Origin of the sequence: Kitasatospora sp. McL0602 (genome assembly GCF_052076145.1) — a bacterium.
Classification (GTDB): domain Bacteria; phylum Actinomycetota; class Actinomycetes; order Streptomycetales; family Streptomycetaceae; genus Kitasatospora.
Window position 1 is genome coordinate 3,444,997 of the sequence record NZ_CP197246.1, and the last position, 23,802, is coordinate 3,468,798.

The following is a 23,802-nucleotide window of genomic DNA, read 5'->3' on the forward strand; positions in this document are numbered from 1 at the left end:
TCCACGTCCGAGACCCCGCGGAAGGCCCACCCCTGACGGTCATCGCCGTGACCGGCCACCTCGACCTCACCCCGCCGAGCCTGCCGCCCCTGCGGGCGGCGCTCGTCGCGCTGCTGAAGCCGTACGCCGCCGCGCTCACCGGCGTCTCCTGCCTGGCCCCGGGCGCCGACGCGCTGTTCGCCGACACCGTGCTGACCCTCGGCGGCCGCCTGGTCGCCGTCCTGCCCGCCGCCGACTACCGGACCACCCAGGTCACCCCCGCCTACGCCGCCGACTTCGACCGCCTCCTGCACGCCGCGGCCGAAGTCCTCGTCATGCCGTACGCCCACGCCGACCGCCCCGCCTTCCGGGCCGCCAACGACGAACTCCTGCGCCGCGCCGACCGGCTGGTCGCCGTCTGGGACGGCCGGCCCGCCCCCGGGCTCGGCGGCACCGCCGACATGGTCCGCGCCGCCCGCGCGGCCAGGTGCCCGGTGGACGTGCTCTGGCCGACGGGCACCCGCCGCAGCTCCGACGGTTGAACCCGCGCGCCCTGCGGCATCCTTCTGACCGTCCCGCTCCACGTCCCACCACCGCACGCGCTCACCCCGGGGGCCCAGATGACCGCTCACCTTCCGACGCCGGCCGACACCACGCCGGCCCTGGCCCGCACCCTGCTGCTGGAGACCCGCGAGGAGCTCGCCAAGGCCGACCAGAAGGCCAGCCTGCTGCTGGCCGCCCTCGGCGTGGCCGTCGCCTCCGTCGCCGGGGCCGTCGCCTCCGCCGACACCCGGCCGACCGGCTACGGCATCCTCGGCCAACTCCTCTTCTGGGGCGGCTGCCTGGCCACCACCACCTCGCTGGCCCTGCTCGCCGACGCCGTCCGCCCGCGCCTCGAACCGCCCCGCAACGACGCGATCCGCTACTTCGGAGACCTCGCCGACCGCAGGCTCTCCCCCGAACAGATCCGCACCCGGCTCGCCGCAACCGACCCGGTGGCCCGCGACATAACCCAACTCGCCCTGCTGGCACCCGTCGTGGCCACCAAGTACGCCCGGATCAGCAGCTCCATGACCGCCGCCGCACTCGCCCTCCCACTCATCCTCGCGGGCATCCTGACCGGCCACTCGGCCTGAACCGCCTGCACGGCCCTGAACTCACCGTCACATCCCTGAAACCGCGCGCACGTGTGCGCGATTCTCCCTATCCTTCCTACACCACCCGCCCCGACGAATCCGCCTGAGCCCGCGAGGAGAGCAATGGGCGAAAGCCTGTACGGCCAGGGCAAGTTGCTCGACGAGCTGGTGCCCTCCCTGCTCGGCCTCGAACGCACCCGGGAGCACCGCTCCTCCTCTCCGGCCCGGGGCCGCGAACCGATCCTCCAGGTCGTCGGCGGCCGGGGCAGCGGCAAGTCCGCCCTGCTGCACGCACTGTCCGAGAGCTACCGCAACCGTGTCCCGCTCGCCGAGCGGGATCTCGGGGCACCCGGCTTCGGCGAGGCCGGCCTGGCCGAGCTGGCGGCCCAGGACACTCCGAACTCGTCGCCCGTCACCACCCTGCTCTACCTGCTGTCGGACCAACTGGGCCTGCGGCTGGGCAGCTTACGACGCGAGCTGAAGTTCCGGCGGCTGTCCGTCGGCCTCCTGGTGATCAGCACCTGGCAGCCGGCCGCCGGCACCGACAACCGCCCGCCCGGCCTACGGGACGCGGAACGCCAGCTCCGCGAGATCCTCTCCGTCGAGGACCCGGACCAGCGGCGACGCAAGGAGACCCTGCGGCAGTGGCTGGACGCGCTGATCGCACCGGTGAGCACCGCCATCGGCGTACCGACCGGCCTCGACGGCATGTTCCGCACCGTCGCCACCACCGCCCGCGAGCTCCTGCTCGCCCCCCACCCCGACCGGGGCGTGCTCCAGTGGTGGCGGGAGCAGCTGCCGATGGCCCAGGGCGACGGCCTGCAGCGGCTGTTCTCCTTCGTCCGCGACTTCCGCCGGCTCGACGACAGCCGGGCGGGCGCCGAGGTGCTGCTGATCGCGGCACTGCTCGCCGACCTCGACGAGAACTACGGCCGCTGGCACCGGGCCAACCAGACCCCGCGCCCCCTGATCCTGCTCGACAACGTCGACAGCCCGGCGGGGGATCGTTTCTTCGAACGGCTGCGGACCGCATACGACCGCCAGGAGCACGCCACCCGCCCGGTGATCGTCGCCACCTCGCTCGGCGACCCCGGCCCGCTCACCCCGCTCACCGAAGCCGTGGAGAGCCTGAACGCCACCCCGTCACGGCTGCTCCGGCTCGGCCTGCCACCGATCCGGCGCGACGACATCATGGCGATGCTCAGCCCGCTCGACTACCCGCAGCACCTGCCGCTGCTGATCGAGCGGCTCAGCGGCGGCAGACCCAGCACCGCCCGTCTACTGGTGCAGGACGCGAAGGAGCTGCCCGCCACCGGGGAGAGCCTGCCGATGGACGACTTCCTGGCCCTCTTCGACCAGGCTTCCAGCACCGGCACCACCGCCCGACTGCTGGCCCGGCTCCTCCCCTCCGCCGAGCTGCGCGAGCGGCTGACCCTGCTCTCGCCCGCGCTGGACGACACTGCCGCCCGCTACCTCTGGCGGGCCTTCCACCCGGAGGAGAACGCCGGCGAACACATCGCGCAGGCCAGGGAGCACCTGGACAAGACCCGCTGGCACCTCCGGCCCTGGCCGCTGCTCGGCGGCACGGCGCCCTTCATCGCCGACCGCGGGCTGCGCGCCCTGCTGCTGCGGCAGCTGCGCCTGGAGTCCGGCGGCGAACGCTGGGCCCGGGTGCACCGGCGCCTGCGGGCCGGCTACGACCCGGCCAACCGCGGCTCCGCCTCCGGGCCGCAGGACGCGCGCTACCTGCACCACAGCCTCGCCCTCGGCGAGACCGAGCAGGTAGTCCGGATGCTGCACGAGCGCTTCGGAGCGGACGCGCCCGGTGACTGGCTCGCCACCGTGAACCTCATCTGCGCCGCGCCGCGCCCGCCGGGCGAACGCCCCCCGCAGAGCACCGACACCCTCACCCAACCGCTCGCGCTCTCCGACTGTGCGGCCTGCACCGACCCGGCCGCCGTCCCCGTGCACCGGGCGGTGAACCGCCTGGTGCACGCCCTGTGGTGGCAGTCCGCCCCGCTCTCCGTCCCCCGGGAGGACCAGATCGAGCGGGTTGCCACGGCCCTGAACACCCTCTACGACCACGTCGACGAGAACGACGCACTGCTCCGCGCCCACCGCGAGTGGCCCAAGCGGCTGCGGGACGGCGTCCAGGCTCCTGATCTGCCGATCACCGGAGGGTTCAACGCATGAGTCGCACAGGGAACTTGATCCGAGGCTCCGGCCCGATGACCAGGCTCATCGCGCTGGCCGTCGCCGTGCTCCTGGTCGCCGTCGCCGGCTGGTTCGTGTGCGAGCTGCTGCGCAGCGACACCGTCTGCGCCACCGGCGTGCAGCAGCAGGGCCCCGCAAAGGAGTGCACCGGCGTGAGCGACGGCGGGTACAGCTTCGCCCCGGCGCTCGACCAGGTCAGCGAGCGGGTCAAGGCGGAGAACGACCGCATCACCGGGCAGTTGCACGTCACCGTGGCGCTGATGATCCCGCTCACCTCCCCCAACCCGGTCGAGCAGGCCCGCATCCTGCGCGAGGTCCAGGGCGCCTACCTGGCCCAGTACCGCGCCAACCACTCGACCACCGCACTGGCCCCGGCAATCCGCCTCGTCCTCGCCAACCCCGGCTCGGACAGCTCCCGGTGGCGTCCGGTCGCCGACCAACTCGCCACCATGGCTGCGTCGAAGACCGACAACCTGCGGGTGGTCGCCGGGTTCGACAGCAGTGTCCGCAGCACCCAGGACACCATCACGTACCTCACCACGAGCCTGCACATCCCCGTGGTCGGCGGCGCGATCACCGCCTCCGACATCGCCAACAACAAGGCCAACGCCTACCCCGGCCTGGCCCGGGTCGCCCCCACCACCAGCGGGGAGGCTGCGGCGCTGGCCTCGTACGAGAAGTCGGTGACGCCCGACCAGACCCTGGTGGTCGAGGACGTCCGCGACGACGACAACTACCTCAACAACCTCAAGGAAGCCTTCAAGTCCCTCAGCGGGACGGCCCCCGAGCTCTTCCACTCCCCGGCGGACGTCCACTCGGCGGGCTATGTCGCCAACGAGTTCCAGCAGTTGGTGCACAACATCTGTGAATCCCCCACCGCGAAGCTGATCTACTTCGCCGGGCGCTACACCCAACTGCGGCTGTTCATCAACGCCCTCGGTGCCCGGGGCTGCAAGGACAAGGCGTACACCGTGGTCACCGGCTCCGCCGCCAACACGCTCGCCTCGGACCCGGAGGTCGACTGGAAGGCGCTCGAGGGCGGCATCACCCTCCGGTACTCCTCCCTCGGCCACCCGGACATGTGGGCCAAGGCCACCACCGGCGGCGCGCAGGAGGACTTCCGGGGTCTGGCCGACCTGACCGACCAGGCCTCGAAGGGCCCGGTCGGCCCGATCGGGGCGGTCGACCTGAGCGACTCGCGGACGATGGTGGTCCACGACGCCTTCTGGACGGCGATCACCGCGATCCGCAACAACACGTCGAAGGAGACCCCGGTACCGCCCCTGGCCCAGGTCGCCGATGCCTGGCAGCGCCTGCACGGCTCCGGGAGGATCGCCGGCGCGACCGGCTGGATCTGCCTGGACAACTACGGCAACCCGTACGACAAGGCGCTGGCCGTCGTCGAGCTCGACCCGAAGCACCGGAGCATCCGGTTCGACGGCCTCGCCTGGCCCGAGAAGGCCCCGCCCAACAAGGACTGCACCATCCCGGAGGAGAAGTGACCCGGCGCCGACCCTGTTACAGCGACGCCAGGTTGTCCGCCAGGTCGGCGAGCCCGAGGGAGCCCTGCGCGAGCGCCTTCGTGTGCCACGCCTTCAGGTCGAAGGCGGCGCCCCGGCGGCGCTTCGCGGCCTCCCGGCCCTCCAGCCAGACCCGCTCACCGAGCTTGTACCCGATGGCCTGGGCCGGCCAGCCCAGGTAGCGGTCGATCTGCTCGTGCTGCTCCTCGGCCGGGCTGCCGTTGTAGGCGGCCATGAACTCGACGGCCAGCGCCGGGGTCCACCGCTCGCCCGGGTGAAAGCCCGAGTCGGCGGGGATGGCCAGGCCGAGGTGCATGCCGATGTCGATGATGACCCGGATGATCCGGAGCATCTGCTCATCCAGGAAGCCGAGTCGGCGGGCCGGATCGGCGAAGAACCCCAGCTCGTCCATGAACCGCTCGGCGTAGAGCGCCCACCCCTCGACGTTGGCGCTGACCATCCCGAGCGTGGCCTGGTAGCGGCTCAGCCGGTCGGCGACGCTCACCCAGCCGGCGAGCTGGAGGTGGTGGCCGGGCACGCCCTCGTGGTACCAGGTGCTGACGAGCTGCCAGGTCGGGAAGGACTCCCGGCCCAGAGCGGGCAGATAGGTGCGCCCAGGGCGGGAGAAGTCCAAGCTCGGGCCCGAGTAGTACGGCCCCCCGGAGCTGCCGGCCGGCGCGATCGCCGCCTCGACCTTGCGCAGCGGGCCGGAGATGTCGAAGTGGCGGCCGTCGAGGGCCTCGATCGCCTCCTCCATGAGCTGCTGCAACCAGTCCCGGATGCCCTCCGCGCCCTTGACCGCGTGGCCGTGCAGTTCGAGGTGGTGCATCGCCTGCATCGGCGTGGCCCCCGGCAGCACCCGCCCCGCCTCGACCCGCATCTCGCCCAGCGTCCGGTGGAACTCGCTCCAGCCCCAGGCGTACGCCTCGTCCAGGTCGAGGTCGGCGCCCGTGAGGTGGCCGGCCGCCAGCTGGTAGCGCTCCCGACCGACCCCGTCCGGGGTCCCCTCGGCGGCGGGCCCGTACACCTCGCGCAGCCAACCCCGGAGCCCGGCGGCGGCGTCGGCGGCCTGCCGGGCAGCCGCGTCCAGCTCGGGCCGCAGCTTCTCCGGCCCCTCTGCGACGAAGCCCGCGAACCAGCTCGCGCCGCCGGCCTCCTGCCCCGACCAGACCCCGAGCTGACCGGCCACCACACCGACCTGCCGCGGCGCGGCGAGCAGACCGCGGGCGATCCCCTCCTGCAACGTCGTCCGGTAACCGTCCAGTGCAGCCGGGATGTTGCGCAGCCGCCCGGCGACAGCTGCCCAGTCCTCGTCCGTCGCGGTCGGCATCAAGGCGAAGATGTCCCGCACCTGGTGCACGTGCCCGCTGATGCTGCGCAGCTGACGGTAGTTCTCCCCACTCTCGTGCACGACGAGTTCGGCGGTGAGGCGCTCGCGCAGCAGCCCGGCGCAGGCCCGGTCCACGGGGTCGCTCGTGGCAGGGGCGGCGGCGAGCGTGGCGAGCGTCCGGCGGGCGAGCTCGGCCTGCGCCTCGAAGCCCTCGGGGGAGAGATCCGACTGCGCGTCGTCACCCGGGTTCAGGCCGAGCCAGGCGGCGTACAGCGGGCTAAGTACGGCGACCTGGTCGAGGTGGCCGTCGGCTATGCCGCGCGGAGTGGTCGATTCGTGATCCATACCGTCATCCTGACGGACCTTCGGCTACCGCGCGGACGTTCTCACGGACCCGCCCGGAGCTGTACGAGCCGACGCGTCCGCAGTCACCAGAAGTCCCGCGTACGAGTGAAATTACGCAGCCGTATCCACCACCCGGGTGACTCGTTGGACGGGGCATGACGATACGAAGCAGCGCCCTTGCCCAGTTCGATTTCCAAGGTCACCAGGTCCGTGTGATCACCATCGACGGGGAGCCCTGGTGGGTGGCCGCAGATGTCGCCGCGGTGCTCCAGATCGCGCGTGTGCACAGTGCGGTGCGCGGGCTCGACGACGACGAAAAGGGTGCGCATACTATGCGCACCCTTGGCGGTGACCAGCAGCTTTCCATCATCAGCGAGTCCGGTCTCTACTCGTTGGTGCTTCGCTCGCGGAAGCCCGACGCCAAGAGGTTCCGCCGCTGGGTCACCCACGAGGTGCTCCCCACCATCCGGAAGACCGGCCGGTACGCAGTCGAAGATCACACCGCTTCGGCTCTGCCCTCCGAGACCGCCACAGTCTTCAGATCCGTAGCCCGCGCCGGCCTGGAGGCACTTCTCGCCCTGGCCCGCGCCGACTCTCGCGACGCGGCCACCGTCATCGCCGAGGCGCTGCACCAGGCGGGTGGCGGCCAGGCAGCAACCATCGCGTCGAGTCTTCTGCTCGGCCCCGATCCCGAGCCACCCGCGCCCCCCGAAGTCCCCTCGCAACGGGCAGCCCCGGAACCGCTCTGGCACCCGCGCATCCCCGAGAACGCCATCCCCTTCTGCGCTCTGGCGGAAATCCTCAGCTGCGAGTTCGACCGGCCCGGGATCAGCCGCGACCAGCTCTTCGCGATCGCCCGCGACGCCCGGCTGCTGCGACAGCTGACCGCACCGTACAGCGGCAACACGCTCACCGACCCGCGACTGTCGGGTCTCTTCATGGTCCGCCGCATCGGCGGCGCCGCACAGGGTTGGCCCTGCACTCACCACTACCAGCCACTCGTCCTGCCCCAAGGCGTCATGATCATGCGCCAGTTGGTCGCGCAGGACATCGAACGCGGCGCGCTGTAGCCGACAACCTCGCGCGTGCTACCGAGGCGCGGTATCCGGCAGCGGCCGTGCCGGTGGAGCCGTCACGTGCTCGTCGTACAACCGTGGACGGCTGCCAGCACATGCGGCCAGGCGGCCGCGCCGAGCTCCGCGTCGGCCTCCGGGGTGCCGCCGTGGTCGAAGGTGGTGGACGGGGACGGTGCCAGCTCGCCCGGGAAGACGATCCGGTGGCCCGCGTCGGCCTGGGTGATCACAGCTGTGCTGCGGCCGACCGCCGTGCGGCGGTCCGCGAGTTCGCGGGCGAAGCGCAGGGACGGCCACATCCGGTCCGCGCCGCCCGCGATCAGGACCAGGTCGGCAGCTGCCCGCTCCACGGGGATGGTCGCGGCGGCGAGCCGGTCGGCGTACGTCGCAAGGCTGCGCTCGTACCAGCCGAGCACGGCGACCGGAGCACCTTCCGGCTCAGCCTGGGTCCAGGAGTCGTCGTAGGGGACGAAGGGCAGCGGCTGCCCCTGCCAGGTCCAGCTGGAGCGGTACGGCTGCTGCCGACCGTCGTGCCCGGGGCCGACGTTGGCCCAGACGACCGATGTCGGGGCGACTGCGATCACGGCGTCGGCGCAGGCCGGGAGAGCGGACACCAACAGCGCGGCTTCGGCACCCTTGGAGACGCCGAGAATGCTGACCCGCTCGACGCCGCGCTCGCGCAGCAGCCCGGTCGCGGCGACGAAGGTCTCCAGCGGGACCTCGCAGATGCCCGGTGGCTGCCCTGACCCGCCGAACCACCGGACGGACACTGCGGTCACCCCGGCACGGGCGAGGAGCCGGCACCGCTCCCGCTCGATCCGGCCGCTGGATCCGGACAGTACGAGGACGCCTGCACCGGTGCTGTCCGTGGCCGGTTCGGCGAGGAAGCCCTCCCAGGGGCCGCTGAGCTCGCACTCGGTGATCTCGGTGGCCATGGCGTCAACCCCTCTGCGGGGGACCGTTCGAACGTCGACGGCACGAAGTCGCGCGTGCCGGTGCGCTGCCCCGGGAATCCCCCTCCGTCTCCCGGAGCAGCGCGGTCACAGGGGCCGTCAGTCGGCCAGCGGGAGGTAGACGCGGTTGCCCGAAGCGGCGAACTCCTCGGACTTGGCGGCCATGCCGGCCACCGCCTCCGCGTCGAACTCGGTGGCGACGGCGGTGGAGCCGTCGCCGTGCTCGTCGCGGATCTTCTGGGAGATCTTCATCGAACAGAACTTCGGACCGCACATGGAGCAGAAGTGCGCGGTCTTGGCGGGCTCGGCGGGGAGCGTCTCGTCGTGGAAGGCGCGGGCCGTCTCCGGGTCGAGGGCCAGGTCGAACTGGTCCTGCCAGCGGAACTCGAAGCGGGCGTCCGAGAGGGCGTCGTCCCAGGCCTGGGCGCCGGGGTGGCCCTTGGCGAGGTCGGCGGCGTGGGCGGCGATCTTGTACGTGATGACGCCGGTCTTGACGTCGTCCCGGTTCGGCAGGCCCAGGTGCTCCTTGGGCGTGACGTAGCAGAGCATCGCGGTGCCCCACCAGGCGATCATCGCGGCGCCGATGCCGGAGGTGATGTGGTCGTAGCCGGGCGCGACGTCCGTGGTGAGCGGGCCGAGGGTGTAGAAGGGCGCCTCGTCGCAGATCTCCTTCTGGAGATCCATGTTCTCCTTGATCTTGTTCATCGGGACGTGGCCGGGGCCCTCGATCATCACCTGGACGCCGCGCGAACGGGCGATCCGCCCGAGCTCGCCCAGCGTCTGGAGCTCGGCGAACTGGGCCTCGTCGTTGGCGTCCGCGATGGAGCCGGGCCGCAGGCCGTCACCGAGCGAGAAGGTGACGTCGTAGGCGGCGAGGATGTCGCAGAGCTCCTCGAAGTTCGTGTAGAGGAAGTTCTCCTGGTGGTGCGCCAGGCACCAGGCCGCCATGATCGAGCCGCCGCGCGAGACGATGCCGGTCTTGCGGCGGGCCGTCATCGGCACGTACCGGAGCAGCACGCCGGCGTGCACCGTCATGTAGTCGACGCCCTGCTCGCACTGCTCGATGATGGTGTCGCGGTAGACCTCCCAACTCAGGTCCTCCGCACGGCCGTCCACCTTCTCCAGGGCCTGGTAGAGCGGCACGGTGCCGATCGGCACGGGGGAGTTGCGCAGGATCCACTCGCGGGTGGTGTGGATGTTGCGGCCGGTCGAGAGGTCCATGACGGTGTCGGCGCCCCAGCGGGTGGCCCAGGTCATCTTCTCGACCTCCTCCTCGATCGAGGAGGTGACGGCGGAGTTGCCGATGTTCGCGTTGATCTTGACGAGGAAGTTCGTGCCGATGATGGCCGGTTCGACCTCGGGGTGGTTCACGTTCAGCGGGATGACGGCCCGGCCGGCGGCGACCTCACTGCGGACGAACTCCGCGTCCAGCCCCTCGCGCAGCGCGATGAACTCCATCTCGGGCGTCACGACGCCCTGCCGGGCGTACGCGAGCTGCGTGACGGCGACTCCGTCACGTCCGCGCAGGGGGCGGCGCGGGCGGCCGGGGAAGACGGCGTCCAGGTTGCGCAGGTTCCCGCCGCGCGGCGAGGTGTGCTTGATCCCGTCGTCCTCGGGGCGGGCCTCGCGGCCGTCGTACTCCTCGACGTCGCCGCGCTGGCGGATCCAGGAGTCGCGCAGCGGCGGCAGGCCGCGCCGGACATCCGCCTCGAACTCGGCGTCGGTGTACGGGCCGGAGGTGTCGTACAGCGGCACGACCTTGCCGTTGGTGAGCTGCACCTCGCGGTAGGGGACACGCAGGTCGGGCCGGGAGCCCTCGCGGTAGGCCTTGCGCCAGGCGGGGGTGGGGTAGCCGGAGGAGGCGCTGGTGACGGTCTCCGAGCCGTTCAGGGCAGGGGTGTGCGGTGCGTCGAACGTGGTCATCTGACCCTCTATCTCCCTACGCCGGCATTACCCGGTCAGGTTCCTGCGGTCGGCGCAGCGGTCGGTACGTGGCACACGTACCTTTCAGCGCCCTCTCAGCCCGGTGCTCCGAGCTCCCGTGTCGGCAGGCGGATTTGCCTGCGACAAGACGTCCAACACCGTAGCGGGCCCGGCCGTGCTGGTCCAGCAGGGTTCCAGCCAGTGAGCAGGTGGCAGACTCCTGGGTATGACGGGGAGCTTGGTGGGCAGTACCGGCCGGGTGACGGGGAAGACCGGCGCGGGGTTGGTCGGTGAGGTGCTCGTGCACGTCCGCGAGCGGCAGGGGACGGAGGCGTTCCTCGCGTACCTCGCGGTGCCGGGCGATCCGCTGCCGGTGGGCTCGCAGGTGGTCGTGGTCGAGTACCAACCGCCACGCACCGTGTACGTAGCGCCACTGCTGGGCTGAGCCGGAGCGGCACTTCCCGGAATGGACTTCACAAGAGCGCCGGACAGGCGCAGAATCTCGCTCTGCCGCCGCTTTCCGCGCCATCCTGCACAACCGAGCGCAGCCACGGGACGCGGCGTGCCCTGAAGGGGGAATCAGCCGATGTTCATCGGCATCGCGGGCGCCGCTCTGGCCGCCCTCGTCTTCGCTGTCCTGCTGTTCAAGATGATGTGGCGTGTCGCCGAGCCCGACGAGGCACTCATCATCTCCGGCTCCAAGCACCGCACCGAGGGTGTCGGCGAGGGGCTCGGATTCCGCATCGTCACCGGGCGCGGCACCCTCGTGACCCCGGGCCTGCAGGTGGTCCGCCGACTCTCGCTCGACCTCAACGAGGCCGACCTGGACGTCGAGTGCGTGACCTCGCAGGGAATTCCCGTGCACGTCAAGGGAGTTGTCATCTTCAAGGTGGGCGACGACATGGTGTCGATCGCCAACGCCGCCCGCCGCTTCCTCGGCCAGCAGCAGATGATGGGCCCGCGCGTCCACAACGTCTTCGCCGGTCATCTCCGGTCCATCGTCGGCAGTCTGACGGTCGAGGACATGATCCGCGACCGCGAGCGGCTGACGGGCGAGACCCGGTCGGCCTCCGGCACCGAGATGGAGAAGCTCGGGCTGATCATCGACTCGCTGCAGATCCAGGAGATCCTGGACCCGACCGGCTACATCCAGAACCTCGCCGCGCCGCACGCCGCCGCCGTCCAGCGGGACGCCCGCATCGCGGCCGCCGAGGCGGACCGCCACGCCACCGAGGCCGAGCAGGAGTCGTACGCCCGCAAGGCCCAGGCGACGCGTAACTCCGGTATCCAGCAGGCCGGTTACCAGGCCGAGATGGAGACCGCGACGGCCCGCGCGATGCAGGCGGGGCCGCTGGCCCAGGCCGCCGCGCGGCAGGAGGTCGTCGTCCAGGAGACGAAGGTCGCCGAGCTGGAGGCGCACCGCAAGGAGCAGCAGCTCCAGGTCGACGTCCGCAAGCCGGCCGACGCCCGTGCGTACGAGACCCGGACGAAGGCCGAGGCCGACCGCGACGCCCGGATCTCGGCGGCGGAGGCCCAGGCCCGGGAGACCGAGCTCAAGGCGATCGCCGAGGCGAACCGGGTGAAGATCGCGGCGGCGGCCGACGCCGAGTCCACCCGGGCCCGGGGTCTGGCCGGCGCCGAGGCGACCAAGGCCACCGGTCTGGCCGAGGCGGCAGCGGCCGAGGCCAAGGGTCTGGCGACGGCCGAGGCGGCCCGCGCGCTGGGTCTGGCCGAGGCCGAGGCGATCAAGGCCCGTGCGGCCGCCCTGGCGGAGAACCAGGAGGCCGTCGTCGCCCAGCAGCTCGCCGAGAACTGGCCGGAGATCGTCCGGGCCGGCGCCGAGGCCTTCGGCAACGTCGAGCACATGGTCCTGCTGAACGGCGCGGAGGGCATGGGCGAGATGTTCGCCAAGGCCCTGACGATGGGCGGCACCGGCCTCGGCCTGGCCCGCCAGCTCCTCAGCTCGATGAACACCGCCCCGGCGGATGCCCCGGCCGAGGCTGCGACCGAGCCCGTGGCCCAGCACATCCCCGTCCAGGGCTAGTTGCACCACCAGGGGCGCGGGGAACTGCGCGAAGGGGGGCTCCCTCCGCGCAGCTCTCCGCGCCCCTGGCTCGGTAGCCGACCGACCTGTCCGGCCGAGCTACTCGGCCGCCTCGCGGACCACCAGCTCGGCGACCCGGCCGGCGAACGGGTTCCCGAACGAGATCCCCAGCACGACCGCCCCGGCCAGCATGACCGTCCCGAGCCACGCCATGGTCTCCACCGGCAGGGTGTACGCCGCGACCGCCTTCACCACGCACTCGGCGGCCAGCACCGTGCCCCAGACCAGCGTGAAGTTCCGCTCGTGCCGCCGGAAGGCCACCGACCCGGCAGCCGAGCCGGAAGCCAGCCGGTCCCAGGCGGCGTCCCGTGCCGCCTTCCCCTTCACGATGAACGGCCGCATCCCGGCCGACATGATCGGCCGACCCGTGAAGGCCGACACCAACATGCCGAGACCGATCACGCTGCTGACCACAGCATCCTTGGCGATCATCAGCCGGGGGTCGCCGGAGAGCAGCGAGAGCCCGGCCCCGGCGAGGTTCACCACGAGCATCAGCAGCGCCAGCCCGTTGACCGACCGCGAGCGCAGCAACTGCTGCGCCGTCCGCACCGCCGGGACGACGCTGCCCAGCCCCAGCGAGACCACCAGGCTCAGCCCGAGCAGCGAGTGCGCCGCCCAGTACGTCGCCACCGGGAGCGCCACGTCGACGGCCAGTGGACGGAGCGCCGCTGCCCGGCCGTCGCCCGAGTTCCGAACCGCCGCCTTGCGAGTGATGACTGCCATGGTGTCCCGCCCCTTCGGATCCGCTTGCCTGCCGTTGACCTCACTCTCCCGCGCGGCACCGCCCCGGCAGCAGTGTCTGCCGTCCACCAACCCGCCTGACGGATGTCATACCCGGACGCACTCCGGACGGCCGTCGCACGCCGAAGCCCCGCCCTCCCGGAAGGGAGAACGGGGCTTCGGCGGGCGGCGGAGCGTCAGCTCTTCGCGGCCTTCTTCACCAGGATCACCACGGCGGCGACCACGCCGACCACCACCAGCGCCTTGATCAGCATCCCGAGCAGCGTGCTGACGACGCCGACCACGAACCAGATCAGGTTCCAGGCCAGGACCAGCACCAGAATCGGGACCACGATGTTGCGCACCCAGGAGGGCAGCGACTTCCAGAGCTCAGCCATGTCGGTTCCTTCTCTCCCCTCGGGCTAGCGCCGGCTTCTCCGCCGCGTCCCGTTGCTTTCGATACTTCGATCGTACGGGCGTCGTGCCTGGCAAACGAGGGTTCCGGCCCCCGAGAGAACCCGGAGATCCCCCCTAGACGCAGCCCCGGGGACAACCCGGACCAGGGTCCTCAGCAGCCTCAGACCGGCCAGGTCTCCCCACGCCAGGCGGCGTCCCAGAACATCCACTCGTAGCGCGAGGTGGTGGTGAAGTGCTCGACCGCCCGGCGGCGCTCGGTGGGGGAGATCTCCTCGCCGAGGCGGTCGGTGAGCGCCAGCACCCGCCGCACCACGGACTGGAAGTTCTCGTCGCCGTAGGTGGCGATCCACTTCGCGTAGAGCGGGTCGGGGGAGGACTCGGCGAGCAGCTGCTCGCCGACCCGGGCGTAGATCCAGTAGCAGGGCAGCACCGCCGCGACGGCCTCCGCGAACGAGCCGCCGTACACGGTGGCGAGCAGGTAGCTGGTGTAGGCGCGGGTGGTGGGCAGCACCGGTTCGGCGGCGGCCTCGGCGGCCGTCCCGCCGAAGGCCGTCAGGAACTCGGCGTGCATGCCCTGCTCGGCGGCGAGGGCGCCGACGGCGTCGTCGGCGAAAGCCCGGACGTCCTCCTCGCCGGGGGCCTTGGCGGCGCAGACGGCGAGGGCGCGGGCGTAGTCGCGCAGGTAGTGCGAGTCCTGGACGACGAAGTGGCGGAAGGCCCGGTGCGGCAGGGTGCCGTCGGTCAGGCCGCCGATGAAGGGGTGGGCGAGGATCTCGGTGTAGATCGGCTCGGCGGCGGCCCAGAGCTCTTCGGTCAGACGTACGGCCATGGGTGAGGTCCCTCCGGGTAGCGGTGTGCCGCAGCCGACCGTACCCGCCGGGCTCCGGTCAGTCCTCCGGCGGGGAGAAGATCACCAGCACCCGCAGCTCCTCGGTGACGTGGTGGAAGCGGTGCGGCACCCCCGCCGGTACGTACACCACGCAGCCCCGCCCGACCGTCGCCGTGTCGTCGCCGACGGTCAACTCCGCCCGGCCGCTGATGATCTGGTAGATCTCGTCCTGGGCGTGCGGCGACTGGGTGTCGGTCTCCCCCGGCGCGAGCGCGTAGAGGCCCGCCGACATCTGCCGCTCCTTGAGGAAACGCAGATAGGCGCCCTGGTTGGCGGCCCGTTCGGCATCCAGCTGGTCAAGCCGGAAGAGCTTCATCGGAGCTTCCCCTCCACCTCGTCGTCACCGCGTCGGCGGCCAACGGACATTGAACATCATCCGGTCGGAGAACTTCCCCCGGGCCCACCTGAGCTGCAACGATCTGCGATATGAAGAGTTTCGTCATCAAAACGCTCATCAACGCGGCCGCCATCTGGGTCGCCGCCTGGATCGTCGACGGCATCGACATCTCCGGCAAGGACACCTGGCAGCACAAGACGATCACCGTGCTCGCCGTCGCCGTGATCTTCGGCGTGGTGAACTGGCTGATCAAGCCGGTGGTGAAGCTGTTCTCACTGCCGCTGTTCATCCTCACCCTCGGGCTGATCACCTTCGTGATCAACGCGCTGATGCTGTGGCTGACTTCGTGGGCCTCCGACAAGCTCGACCTGGACTTCCACGTCACAGGCTTCTGGCCCGCACTGCTGGGCTCGCTGATCATCAGCCTGGTCTCCTGGGGCCTGCACCTGGCCCTGGACGACAAGGACTGACCGCCGCAGCCGAACACCTGACCGGCACAGACCTGACGGGCCCTCGCCGAATCCCGGCGGGGGCCCGTCAGCATGCCGGAGAGTTCAACCCGCGTTCTCGCACCCGCGGCTGAGGATGTCGGCGAGCTGCGCGTCGATCTCGCCGCCGGTCAGCTCCTGCCCCATCGGCACCAGCCGGTCCGTCCGCGCCAGGAAGGCGATCAGCGGCGGCGCCGACGCGCGCAGCAGCGCGTCCCCGTCGGGGGAGTGCAGCACGATGCAGACGTCGGAGAGTTCGCCCCCGACCGGGTGGATGTGCACATCACCCTCGCCCGTCGGCCGGCTGATCCCGTCGAGCAGCAGCTCGCGCGCGAAGACCCAGGTGACGGGCGCGTCCCCGGGGAGGTGGAAGGTGAAGCGGACCGCGTACGGGTCCTCCGGGTCGTACTCGAGATCGACCACGATGCGGAAGGAGAGCTCGTTCGAGACCACGAGGTTCATGACCACGTGCCCCTGGACTGTGCTGTGCATGCGCCAGTACCTCTCGTTCTGCCCGGCCGTTGCGTGCTGAGGGTCGCAGGCGGCCGGGCATGCAGTTCGCTGTAGTGGAACAGCACCCTCACCGGGCGTGTTCATGCTTCCCGTTCTGACACCATCGTCCCCGTTTGGGGACGAAGTGGACAAGGTGTGCTTTTTCAAATGGTGAACGAACACGCGCGCGCCGTTAGAGGACAAACGCCGGAGCCATCGCCCCGACCCGCGACCACAGCCGCTCGGCGACGTCCGGCAGCCGGGCCGCCTGGGCGAGCGGCAACGACACCGCCATCGTCGCGACCACCGACCCGACGGTGATCGGGACGGCCGCGCAGACCGTCCCGAGCAGGTACTCCTGCTGTTCCAGCACCGGCCTGGTGGGCTCCGCCGAGGCCAACCGCCGCAGCAGCACCGCACGGTCGGTGAAGGTCGAGCGGGTCAGGCCCTCGGGCGGGTGACGGGCGAGGTGGTCGCGCCGCCCCTCCTCGCCCAACTGCGCGAGCAGGCACAGCCCGATCGCGTGGGCATGAGCGGTGGCCCGGAAGTCTGCCCATTCGGGCACCGGCGGGCGCCCCGGACCTGACGCGACGTCGACCACCCGCACCTCGCCGTCCTGGTAGACCGCGAAGTACACCGGCGCGTCCAACTCCTCACCCAGCTGCGCCATCCGCCGCGCCAGATCCGCCCGCCCGGCCTGCCGGTCGTCCGCACGGCTGATCCCGTCGACCGACTCCCCGAAGTAGAACTTCCCCTCCAGGCGCCGGAGATAGCCCTCGTGGGTGAGGGTGCGCAGCAGGTGGTACGTGGTGCCCAGTGGCAGGCCCGCCGTGCGCGCCAACTGCTTGGCGGTGGCGCCGCGTTGCTGGCTCCCGACGGCTTCGAGCAGCCGCAGCGCGCGCTGCACGGAGGTGATCAGCGTCGGCTCCCGGTCGGGCGTCCGGCTCGGCCGGGCCGGGGATCTGCTCGGCGGTCGGACATTTCGTATACCCATGGATTCGGCGCCGGAATGCCGCGTACCCGCCGCGTCCTGCCGCTGCACGGTCCGGTCAGTGCGATCCATGGCGATGTCCAGCCCCCAGCCGAGTCGTCACACAAGAGGGCTTTCGGAGTAATCCGCTCCATTTAGCCCGACTGGCGCTCATTGCAGCACAGGGCAGGGACGCCCGCAATCATTAAGACACGCACACTGTGCGAAACACCTTGAGTTCCAAGGCATGTCCATTCCTTTTCCATAGCTTTACCGTCTATCGCGGCCCGACACCTCTCCATCAAAGATCCACTACCTGCCCTCCCCCGACCGGCCGACAACGCACCGGGACACGCCGAATCAGCCGTTCGGCCCAGCCGGACCACCCTCCGGGAGGGGTCGGGGGAGTTTCGGCAGGTCCCCGGCGCGGGAGAATCCCGCACAACGCCCGCGACCCGGAGGTGGCCATGACCGGCCCCGTCCGCCCTGTCGTCAAAAGGACGGCCAGGGCGATCCTGCTGGAGCTGGAGCCGGGCGATCCGCACGCCCCGGCCAACATCGTGCTGATCAAGCGCACCCGACCGGGCGCCCACCCGTACTGGATCACCCCGGGCGGCGGCGTCGAACCGGAGGACGTCTCCGTCCTCGCGGCGCTGCACCGCGAACTCGACGAGGAGCTGGGCGCCAAGGTCGAGGACATCGTCCACGCCTTCGTCGACACCGTCGCGCACTCCCACCACCAGGACGGCACCCTCGCGCACCCGCACGGCGTCAAGATCCAGCACTTCTTCGTCTGCCGCCTCGCCGCGATGGACCCGTCCCGCCGCCACGGCCCCGAGATCGACCAGCCCCAGGGCGAGTACGAGATCGTCCGGCTCCCCTTCACCCGGGAAGGCGTCACCGCCGTCAACGTCGTCCCTCCCAGCCTCCGCGCCTACCTCGCCGCCAACATCGAGGGCATCCGGGCCAGCCTCGCCCCCGACCTGGGCTCCTGACCTGGGCTGCTGACCTGGAGCGCCGCCGGTCAGACCAGCCAGGTCGGACCAGGCCCTAGGCCAGCTCCCCCACCAGGTCGTGGTGGATCGCCTCCCGGGCGACTCCGGCGCGCAGCAGTGCGCCGGAGGCCCGGCGGACCATCGCCGCCGGCCCGCTCAGGTACGCCGCGCGACCGGCCCAGGGCCCGTGGCAGCCGATCACCTCGGGCAGCTCTCCGGCCAGTGCCTCCGGCGAGGAGACCCGCTCTTCGGAGACCATCGCCCGCACCGACAGCCACGGGTGGCGCCCGGCGAGCCGCCGCAGCGCCTCCAGCTCGTACAACTCGCCCCGCCGCCGCGCCCCGTAGAAGACGTCGACCGAGCGGCCGGCCGCACCGTGCTCGGCGACCTCCTCCACCAACGCGCTGATCGGTGCGATGCCGGTGCCGCCGCCGAGGCAGAGCAGGTCGGCCCCGCTCGCGTGGTCCACCACCATCTCGCCGGCCGCCGGGCCGATCCGCAGGACGTCCCCGGGGGCGGCCCGGTGCACCAGGGCGTTGCTCACCCAGCCCGCCGGGACGGCCTTCACGTGGAAGGTCAGCAGCCCGTCGGGGCGAGGGGCGGAGGCGAAGGAGAAGTGCCGCCAGACCCGGGGCCACCAGGGGGTCTCGACGGTGGCGTACTGCCCGGCCCGGTAGGGGTAGGCCTGGTCGGGGCGGAGCGTCAGCACGGCGATCTCCGGTGTGCACTGCCGATGCTCGACGACTTCTGCCTGCCACCAGGGCGGTGAGGTCTTCGCCGCGCTCTCGGCCGCCTCGATCATGATCTTCGAGATCAGCCCGTAGACCCGGCGCCAGGCCAGCTCGGTCTCACCGTCCCACCGGCTGCCGCAGAAACGTTCCAGCGCGGCGATCAGACACTCCCCGACCGGGCCGTAGTGGCCGGTGAGCGTGCCGTACTTGCGGTGGCCCCGGCCGAGCCCGGAGAGGTACTCCGTCAGGCCCGCCGGGTCGTCGGCGTTGCGCCCGGCGGCCAGCAGCGCCCGGAAGAGCCGGTCCCGCTGCACGTCCATCGCGGCGGGGAAGAGCGCCCGCACCTCGGGGTGGTGCAGGAAGATCAGCGCGTAGAAGTGCGCGGTTGCCCGGTCCGCGACCGGCTCCACCACGGCCAGGCTGGCCCTGATCAGCTGGATGTCGCGTGGGGTGGGGGCCTGAGCACTTCCGGGGCTCGACGACACAGCTGCCGGGGGTGCAGCTGTGCCGCCGAGGGTCTCGGTGGCCCATGCCCGGCTCCAGTGGTCGCCGGGCCCGGCCCAGTTGAGGCCGGGGGCCGTGGTGAACATCGACTCGATCGGCGGTCCGGGCACCACCGGAGGCAGGCTCGGCCGGGGCGGGATCACCAACTCCTGCTGCACCGGAACCGGCAGCGCCGGCTGAACCGGCTGTACCCCCTGTACCGGCTCCGGTACTGCAACAGGCTCCGGCTCCACCGAGGCCGGTTCCGGCGGCGCGACGACCGGCATCCCCAACCCGGGAACCGCCGCCACCGCAGCCGATCCGTGGCCCGCTCGGACCCTCAACGATGGTGATTTCACCGCTACTTGACGAGTGCCCAAGAGAATCGCTTCGCTTCCGGTCGTCCCGTTGACCACGTCTGGCTCGACGCCTTCGGTAGCGTGGCACGCCCAAACAGCTGATCCGACAAATCACGGGAAGCCCGGACACCCGGCCCGCGCAGGCGCTACGCTCGCCCGACTCATGGCCGGAACCGAACGCACCGCCTCCGCTACGGCCGGTCGATCACAGCTGCCGCAGCAGCATCCCGGGCTGTTCGACGCAGTCCGCGACGTACCGCAGGAAGCCACCGGCCGTGCCCCCGTCGCAGACCCGGTGGTCGAAGGTGAACGACAGCTGCGTCACCTGCCGGACGGCCAACTCACCCTCGTGCACCCACGGTTTGGCGACGATCCGGCCGACGCCGAGCATCGCGGCCTCGGGGTGGTTGAGGATCGGGGTCGAGCCGTCGACACCGAAGACGCCGTAGTTGTTGAGCGTGAAGGTGCCACCCGTCAGCTCGGCCGGGGTGAGCCGCCCGGCCCGCGCCGACTCGGTCAACCTAGCCAGCTCCACCGAGAGTTGCTCGGTGCCGAGCAGGTGCGCCTCCCGCACCACCGGCACCACCAGTCCACGGTCGCTCTGCGCCGCGAAGCCGAGGTTCACTCCGGCGTGCCGCCGGATGCCCGAACCATCCGGCTCCACACTGGAGTTCAGCTCGGGGAAGCGCGCCAGCGCGGTCGTGCAGATCCGGGCGAGCAGCGCCAGCACGCTCACCTTCGGGCCGGCCGTACGGTTCAACTGGGCCCGCAGTGCCATGAGTCCGGTCGCGTCCGCGTCGACCCAGCAGGTCGCGGCGGGGATCTCCTGGTGGCTGCGGGTGAGCTTCTCGGCGATCGTCCGCCGCAGCCCGCGCAGCGGCACCACCTCCCCGCCGACGGCGGTCGGCGCCGCAGCGGCAGGGGCGTCGGCGAGCGCCACCGCCCGCTCCACGTCCGCCCGCATGATCAGCCCGTCCGGGCCGCTCCCGGTGAGCGCCGCCAGGTCGATCCCGTGCTCCCGGGCCGTCCGCCGCACCAGCGGCGAGATCACCGGTACGACCACCGGCACGGCAGCCACCGGAACAGCAGCCGCAACCGGAGCAGCAGCGACCGCCACAGGCAAGGCGCCCCCGACCCGGGCACGCCGCCCGCCCTTCGCGGGCTCCGCGACGCCGTACCCGACCAACGGCCGCTCGACAGCGGCGTCGGGCTCGTCCGAGCCGCTCGACAAGCCCGTCGCCGAACCCGCCGCCCCAGCCACCGCGACCGTCACCAGCGGGGCGCCGACGGCGATCTCCTCGCCCTCCGCGCCGAACAGCGCGGTGACCACCCCGCCGTAGGGGCAGGGCACTTCGACGACCGCCTTGGCGGTCTCGACCTCGACCACCGGCTGGTCGACGGCGATGACGTCGCCGACCTCGACCATCCAGCGCACCACCTCGGCCCCGGTGAGCCCCTCACCGAGATCGGGCAGCTTGAACTCCCGTACGACCGGCATCATCGTCCGTCCTCCCACTGGAGCCGGGCGACGGCGTCCAGGATGCGGTCCACGCCGGGCAGGTGGTGGTGCTCCAACATCGGTGGCGGGTACGGGATGTCGAAGCCGGCGACGCGCAGCACGGGCGCCGCCAGGTGGTGGAAGCAGCGCTCGGTGACGCGGGCGGCGATCTCCGCGCCGACCCCGCCGAAGCCGGTCGCCTCGTGCACCACAACGGCCCGGCCGATCGAGCGGACGACCTGGCAGACCGTCTCGTCGTCGAAGGGCACCAGCGTCCGCAGGTCGAGCACGGCGAGGTCCCAGCCCTCGGCCTTCGCGGCCTCGGCGGCCTGGAGGCAGACCGGCAGCGAGGGGCCGTAGGTGATCAGGACGGCGGACCGGCCGGTGCGGCGCAGCTCGGCGCGCCCGATCGGTGCGACCGGCTCGGCAGAGTCCCACGCGTCCTTGCCCCAGTAGAGCCGCTTGGGCTCCAGGAAGACGACCGGGTCGTCGGAGGCGATGGAGGCGCGCAGCAGCCCGTACGCGTCGGCGACGGTGGCGGGGGTGACGACGTGCAGGCCCGGAGTCTGGGTGTAGTACGCCTCGGAGGAGTCGCTGTGGTGCTCGACACCGCCGATGCCGCCGCCGTAGGGGATGCGGATGGTGATCGGCAGCGGCAGCTTGCCCGCGGTGCGGTTGCGCATCTTCGCGACGTGCGAGAAGAGCTGCTCCATCGCGGGGTAGGCGAAGGCGTCGAACTGCATCTCCACGACGGGCCGCAGTCCGTACATGGCCATGCCGATCGCGGTGCCGAGGATGCCCGCCTCGGCGAGCGGGGTGTTGAGGCAACGGTCCTCGCCGAATTCGGCGGTCAGGCCGTCGGTGATCCGGAAGACGCCGCCGAGTGCGCCGACGTCCTCGCCGAGGACGTGCACGGTCGGGTCGGCCCGCATGGCGTCCCGCAGGCCGGAGTTGAGGGCCTGGGCCATGGTGCTGGTCCGCACGGAGGGTGCGACGGAGGATGCGGTGGTGAGCGAGCTCATCGCTGGTCGGCCTCCTGCTCGGCTGCCAGCTCGGCCGCCAACTGGGCCGACTGCTCGCGCAGTTGGCTGGTCGGTTCGGCGTAGACGTGGGCGAAGAGCGACTGCGGGTCGAGCTCGGGCTCGGCGTGGAACTCGGCGCGCATCCGGGCGGCGAGCGCCTCGGCCTCGTCGGAGGCGGAGCGGGCGAGCTCGTCGTCGAGCAGTCCGGCGGCCCGCAGGTGGCGGTCGAGCAGCACGATCGGGTCGTGGTCCAGCCAGGCGGTGACCTCGTCGGCCTTGCGGTAGCGGGTGGCGTCGTCGGCGTTGGTGTGCGCCTCGACGCGGTACGTCAGCGCCTCGATGAGCGTCGGGCCGCCGCCGCTGCGGGCGCGCTCGACAGCCTCGCTGAGCACCGCGTGCATCGCGACGGCGTCGTTGCCGTCGACCAGGCGGCCGGGCATGCCGTAGCCGACGGCCTTGTGGGCCAGGCTGGGCGCGGCGGACTGCTGGGTGAGCGGGACGGAGATGGCGTAGCCGTTGTTCTGCACCAGGAAGACCACGGGGGCGTGCAGCACGGCGGCGAAGTTGAGCGCCTCGTGGAAGTCGCCCTCGCTGGTGCCGCCGTCGCCGAGCATGGCGAGCGCGACGACCGGCTCGCCGCGCAGCCGGGCGGCGTGGGCCAGGCCGACGGCGTGCGGGGCCTGGGTGGCGAGGGGGGTGCAGAGCGGTGCGGTGCGGGTGGCGACGGGGTCGTAGCCGGTGTGGGCGTTGCCGCGCAGCAGGGTGAGCGCCTCGAGCGGGTCGACGCCCCGGGAGACGACGGCGAGAGTGTCGCGGTAGCTGGGGAAGAGCCAGTCCTGCGGGCGCAGCGCCAGCGCGGCGGCGACCTGGCAGGCCTCCTGGCCGGTGGAGGCGGGGTAGACGGCGAGCCGGCCCTGCTTGGTGAGGGTGGTGGCCTGCTGGTTGTAGCGACGGCCGACGACCAGGCGGCGGTACAGCTCGCGCAGCAGGGCCGGGTCGGTCTTGCCGGCCGCCTCGGTGCCGAGGATGCGCAGGGGGGAGGTCTCCGGCAACAGCGGGGCGGGGTCGGTCCGCGGTCCGGTCGCGCCGGGCAGCCAACCGGGGACGGTGTCCGGCTGTCTGTGGTCGAGGACGGTCATCTCGGGCACCTCCGGGGGGTGTGGGGTGCGGCAGGGGAGCCGTGGGTGGGGCGAGGGGTGCCGGTGGCCGTCGCCAGGCCGATCCTCCCTACCGATTGTTCGGTCGTCTGGTCATTCTGACCAGAGTGGCGTCGAGGTGGTGGACAATCGGCCCGAGCGGCGGTCGACTGGTGGCAGTACGTCCATTTCCGGAGGGTGGGGGACTATGTCAGGTGAACAGATGTCCAGGTCCGACCGGGTGGACCGGATGGACCGGGTGGACCGTGCCATCCTTCGGTTGCTCCAACAGGACGGCCGGGCCTCGATCCGCTCGGTCGCCGAGCGGGTGCACGTGTCCCGGGCGAACGCGTACGCCCGGATATCCAGGATGGTCGAGGACGGCGTCATTCGCGGCTTCACCGCCCGGGTGGACCACGAGCGGGCGGGTCAGGGCGCCACGGCGTACCTGACACTGAAGATCGTGCAGAACTCCTGGCGGACGGTCCGCGAGCAGCTGCTGGGCCTGCCCGGCGTCGCACACATCGCGCTGGTCGGCGGCGAGTTCGACGTCATGCTGCTGGTCCACACGCCGGACAACCAGGCGTTGCGGGAGCTGGTGCTGGGCCGCATCCAGTCCATTCCGGAGGTGCTCTCCACCCAGACGATGCTGGTCTTCGAGGAGACCGACCAGGTGCCCCCGGTGTAG

23 protein-coding genes are annotated in these 23,802 nt (G+C 71.7%); 10 read left to right on the forward strand and 13 right to left on the reverse strand.

The window, feature by feature from the left end; translation table 11 throughout:
- Positions 1–32: 32 nt before the first annotated feature.
- The 4 genes from ACR68M_RS15525 (at position 33) to ACR68M_RS15540 (ending at position 4,831) form a co-directional block, all read left to right on the forward strand.
- A complete protein-coding gene (locus ACR68M_RS15525) occupies positions 33–521 on the forward strand; it encodes a hypothetical protein (RefSeq protein ID WP_441251622.1) in 489 nt (162 codons plus the stop codon).
- A gap of 78 nt (positions 522–599) precedes the next feature.
- Positions 600–1,115: a Pycsar system effector family protein gene (locus ACR68M_RS15530; protein WP_441251086.1), complete on the forward strand. Its 516-nt coding sequence runs from the start codon at positions 600–602 to the stop codon at positions 1,113–1,115.
- Between the two features lie 123 nt (positions 1,116–1,238).
- A complete protein-coding gene (locus ACR68M_RS15535) occupies positions 1,239–3,308 on the forward strand; it encodes a hypothetical protein (protein ID WP_441251087.1) in 2,070 nt (689 codons plus the stop codon).
- A gap of 35 nt (positions 3,309–3,343) precedes the next feature.
- Complete coding sequence (locus tag ACR68M_RS15540; RefSeq protein ID WP_441251088.1) at positions 3,344–4,831, forward strand: ABC transporter substrate-binding protein; 1,488 nt, start codon at positions 3,344–3,346, stop codon at positions 4,829–4,831.
- Positions 4,832–4,847: 16 nt separating this feature from the next.
- Here the strand turns inward: ACR68M_RS15540 and ACR68M_RS15545 are convergent, their stop codons facing one another.
- Positions 4,848–6,524, reverse strand: coding sequence for a DUF885 domain-containing protein (locus tag ACR68M_RS15545; RefSeq protein ID WP_441251089.1), 1,677 nt, complete (start codon positions 6,522–6,524; stop codon positions 4,848–4,850).
- 155 nt (positions 6,525–6,679) lie between these two features.
- On the opposite strand from ACR68M_RS15545, the gene ACR68M_RS15550 reads away from it, so the two are divergent.
- The gene (locus tag ACR68M_RS15550) at positions 6,680–7,594 is read left to right on the forward strand and encodes a BRO-N domain-containing protein (protein ID WP_441251090.1); all 915 of its coding nucleotides are present in this window, start codon (positions 6,680–6,682) and stop codon (positions 7,592–7,594) included.
- Positions 7,595–7,656: 62 nt separating this feature from the next.
- Here ACR68M_RS15550 and ACR68M_RS15555 read toward each other — a convergent pair whose 3' ends face one another.
- Together ACR68M_RS15555 and thiC are read right to left on the reverse strand one after the other, a co-directional pair.
- Complete coding sequence (locus ACR68M_RS15555) at positions 7,657–8,532, reverse strand: acyl-CoA thioester hydrolase/BAAT C-terminal domain-containing protein (RefSeq protein ID WP_441251091.1); 876 nt, start codon at positions 8,530–8,532, stop codon at positions 7,657–7,659.
- 117 nt (positions 8,533–8,649) lie between these two features.
- A complete protein-coding gene (thiC, locus tag ACR68M_RS15560; protein WP_441251092.1) occupies positions 8,650–10,473 on the reverse strand; it encodes a phosphomethylpyrimidine synthase ThiC in 1,824 nt (607 codons plus the stop codon).
- A 226-nt stretch (positions 10,474–10,699) separates the two neighbouring features.
- Here thiC and ACR68M_RS15565 point away from each other — a divergent pair, with 226 nt between their 5' ends.
- Both ACR68M_RS15565 and ACR68M_RS15570 read left to right on the forward strand, forming a co-directional pair.
- Entirely contained in the window at positions 10,700–10,918 is a 219-nt protein-coding gene (locus tag ACR68M_RS15565; RefSeq protein WP_441251093.1) for a hypothetical protein, read from the forward strand.
- Between the two features lie 141 nt (positions 10,919–11,059).
- On the forward strand, positions 11,060–12,517 hold the full coding sequence (locus ACR68M_RS15570) for an SPFH domain-containing protein (RefSeq protein ID WP_441251094.1): 1,458 nt from the start codon (positions 11,060–11,062) through the stop codon (positions 12,515–12,517).
- Between the two features lie 99 nt (positions 12,518–12,616).
- Here ACR68M_RS15570 and ACR68M_RS15575 read toward each other — a convergent pair whose 3' ends face one another.
- The 4 genes from ACR68M_RS15575 to ACR68M_RS15590 form a co-directional block, all read right to left on the reverse strand.
- Positions 12,617–13,300 (reverse strand): VC0807 family protein, encoded by a 684-nt coding sequence (locus ACR68M_RS15575; RefSeq protein ID WP_441251095.1) that lies wholly within the window; start codon positions 13,298–13,300, stop codon positions 12,617–12,619.
- A gap of 194 nt (positions 13,301–13,494) precedes the next feature.
- The gene (locus tag ACR68M_RS15580) at positions 13,495–13,695 is read right to left on the reverse strand and encodes a DUF5326 family protein (protein ID WP_441251096.1); all 201 of its coding nucleotides are present in this window, start codon (positions 13,693–13,695) and stop codon (positions 13,495–13,497) included.
- A gap of 179 nt (positions 13,696–13,874) precedes the next feature.
- Complete coding sequence (tenA, locus tag ACR68M_RS15585) at positions 13,875–14,543, reverse strand: thiaminase II (RefSeq protein WP_441251097.1); 669 nt, start codon at positions 14,541–14,543, stop codon at positions 13,875–13,877.
- Between the two features lie 58 nt (positions 14,544–14,601).
- On the reverse strand, positions 14,602–14,919 hold the full coding sequence (locus tag ACR68M_RS15590; RefSeq protein WP_441251098.1) for a cupin domain-containing protein: 318 nt from the start codon (positions 14,917–14,919) through the stop codon (positions 14,602–14,604).
- Positions 14,920–15,029: 110 nt separating this feature from the next.
- On the opposite strand from ACR68M_RS15590, the gene ACR68M_RS15595 reads away from it, so the two are divergent.
- Positions 15,030–15,410: a phage holin family protein gene (locus ACR68M_RS15595; RefSeq protein ID WP_441251099.1), complete on the forward strand. Its 381-nt coding sequence runs from the start codon at positions 15,030–15,032 to the stop codon at positions 15,408–15,410.
- A gap of 84 nt (positions 15,411–15,494) precedes the next feature.
- Here the strand turns inward: ACR68M_RS15595 and ACR68M_RS15600 are convergent, their stop codons facing one another.
- Together ACR68M_RS15600 and ACR68M_RS15605 are read right to left on the reverse strand one after the other, a co-directional pair.
- Complete coding sequence (locus ACR68M_RS15600) at positions 15,495–15,920, reverse strand: SsgA family sporulation/cell division regulator (protein WP_441251100.1); 426 nt, start codon at positions 15,918–15,920, stop codon at positions 15,495–15,497.
- A gap of 193 nt (positions 15,921–16,113) precedes the next feature.
- On the reverse strand, positions 16,114–16,914 hold the full coding sequence (locus ACR68M_RS15605) for an IclR family transcriptional regulator (protein WP_441251101.1): 801 nt from the start codon (positions 16,912–16,914) through the stop codon (positions 16,114–16,116).
- 443 nt (positions 16,915–17,357) lie between these two features.
- Between ACR68M_RS15605 and ACR68M_RS15610 the strand changes: the two genes are divergently transcribed.
- Positions 17,358–17,885: an NUDIX domain-containing protein gene (locus tag ACR68M_RS15610; RefSeq protein WP_441251102.1), complete on the forward strand. Its 528-nt coding sequence runs from the start codon at positions 17,358–17,360 to the stop codon at positions 17,883–17,885.
- Between the two features lie 55 nt (positions 17,886–17,940).
- On the opposite strand, the gene ACR68M_RS15615 is transcribed toward ACR68M_RS15610, so the two are convergent.
- From ACR68M_RS15615 to pdhA, 4 genes are all read right to left on the reverse strand, one after another.
- Positions 17,941–19,233, reverse strand: coding sequence for a globin domain-containing protein (locus ACR68M_RS15615; protein WP_441251103.1), 1,293 nt, complete (start codon positions 19,231–19,233; stop codon positions 17,941–17,943).
- Between the two features lie 430 nt (positions 19,234–19,663).
- Positions 19,664–20,956 (reverse strand): dihydrolipoamide acetyltransferase family protein, encoded by a 1,293-nt coding sequence (locus ACR68M_RS15620; RefSeq protein WP_441251623.1) that lies wholly within the window; start codon positions 20,954–20,956, stop codon positions 19,664–19,666.
- On the reverse strand, positions 20,956–21,978 hold the full coding sequence (locus ACR68M_RS15625; protein WP_441251104.1) for an alpha-ketoacid dehydrogenase subunit beta: 1,023 nt from the start codon (positions 21,976–21,978) through the stop codon (positions 20,956–20,958). Before ACR68M_RS15625 ends, ACR68M_RS15620 begins: the two co-directional genes overlap by 1 nt.
- A complete protein-coding gene (gene pdhA / locus ACR68M_RS15630) occupies positions 21,975–23,117 on the reverse strand; it encodes a pyruvate dehydrogenase (acetyl-transferring) E1 component subunit alpha (RefSeq protein WP_441251105.1) in 1,143 nt (380 codons plus the stop codon). The genes ACR68M_RS15625 and pdhA overlap by 4 nt, the downstream gene beginning before the upstream one ends.
- Positions 23,118–23,337: 220 nt before the next feature.
- Here pdhA and ACR68M_RS15635 point away from each other — a divergent pair, with 220 nt between their 5' ends.
- Positions 23,338–23,802 carry an Lrp/AsnC family transcriptional regulator gene (locus ACR68M_RS15635; protein WP_441251106.1) on the forward strand — a complete coding sequence of 155 codons (465 nt, stop codon included), beginning with the start codon at positions 23,338–23,340 and terminating at the stop codon, positions 23,800–23,802.

Excerpts from the sequence above, each read along its gene's own strand:
- ACR68M_RS15575 (WP_441251095.1), bottom strand. The coding sequence starts at position 13,300 with ATGGCAGTCATCACTCGCAAGGCGGCGGTTCGGAACTCGGGCGACGGC.
- ACR68M_RS15540 (WP_441251088.1), top strand. The coding sequence starts at position 3,344 with ATGACCAGGCTCATCGCGCTGGCCGTCGCCGTGCTCCTGGTCGCCGTC.
- thiC (WP_441251092.1), bottom strand. The coding sequence starts at position 10,473 with ATGACCACGTTCGACGCACCGCACACCCCTGCCCTGAACGGCTCGGAG.
- ACR68M_RS15600 (WP_441251100.1), bottom strand. The coding sequence starts at position 15,920 with ATGCACAGCACAGTCCAGGGGCACGTGGTCATGAACCTCGTGGTCTCG.
- ACR68M_RS15620 (WP_441251623.1), bottom strand. The coding sequence starts at position 20,956 with ATGCCGGTCGTACGGGAGTTCAAGCTGCCCGATCTCGGTGAGGGGCTC.
- ACR68M_RS15570 (WP_441251094.1), top strand. The coding sequence starts at position 11,060 with ATGTTCATCGGCATCGCGGGCGCCGCTCTGGCCGCCCTCGTCTTCGCT.
- ACR68M_RS15625 (WP_441251104.1), bottom strand. The coding sequence starts at position 21,978 with ATGAGCTCGCTCACCACCGCATCCTCCGTCGCACCCTCCGTGCGGACC.
- ACR68M_RS15595 (WP_441251099.1), top strand. The coding sequence starts at position 15,030 with ATGAAGAGTTTCGTCATCAAAACGCTCATCAACGCGGCCGCCATCTGG.
- ACR68M_RS15605 (WP_441251101.1), bottom strand. The coding sequence starts at position 16,914 with ATGGGTATACGAAATGTCCGACCGCCGAGCAGATCCCCGGCCCGGCCG.
- ACR68M_RS15530 (WP_441251086.1), top strand. The coding sequence starts at position 600 with ATGACCGCTCACCTTCCGACGCCGGCCGACACCACGCCGGCCCTGGCC.
- ACR68M_RS15535 (WP_441251087.1), top strand. The coding sequence starts at position 1,239 with ATGGGCGAAAGCCTGTACGGCCAGGGCAAGTTGCTCGACGAGCTGGTG.
- ACR68M_RS15610 (WP_441251102.1), top strand. The coding sequence starts at position 17,358 with ATGACCGGCCCCGTCCGCCCTGTCGTCAAAAGGACGGCCAGGGCGATC.
- ACR68M_RS15565 (WP_441251093.1), top strand. The coding sequence starts at position 10,700 with ATGACGGGGAGCTTGGTGGGCAGTACCGGCCGGGTGACGGGGAAGACC.
- ACR68M_RS15590 (WP_441251098.1), bottom strand. The coding sequence starts at position 14,919 with ATGAAGCTCTTCCGGCTTGACCAGCTGGATGCCGAACGGGCCGCCAAC.
- ACR68M_RS15555 (WP_441251091.1), bottom strand. The coding sequence starts at position 8,532 with ATGGCCACCGAGATCACCGAGTGCGAGCTCAGCGGCCCCTGGGAGGGC.
- tenA (WP_441251097.1), bottom strand. The coding sequence starts at position 14,543 with ATGGCCGTACGTCTGACCGAAGAGCTCTGGGCCGCCGCCGAGCCGATC.
- ACR68M_RS15550 (WP_441251090.1), top strand. The coding sequence starts at position 6,680 with ATGACGATACGAAGCAGCGCCCTTGCCCAGTTCGATTTCCAAGGTCAC.
- ACR68M_RS15545 (WP_441251089.1), bottom strand. The coding sequence starts at position 6,524 with ATGGATCACGAATCGACCACTCCGCGCGGCATAGCCGACGGCCACCTC.
- ACR68M_RS15580 (WP_441251096.1), bottom strand. The coding sequence starts at position 13,695 with ATGGCTGAGCTCTGGAAGTCGCTGCCCTCCTGGGTGCGCAACATCGTG.
- ACR68M_RS15635 (WP_441251106.1), top strand. The coding sequence starts at position 23,338 with ATGTCCAGGTCCGACCGGGTGGACCGGATGGACCGGGTGGACCGTGCC.
- pdhA (WP_441251105.1), bottom strand. The coding sequence starts at position 23,117 with ATGACCGTCCTCGACCACAGACAGCCGGACACCGTCCCCGGTTGGCTG.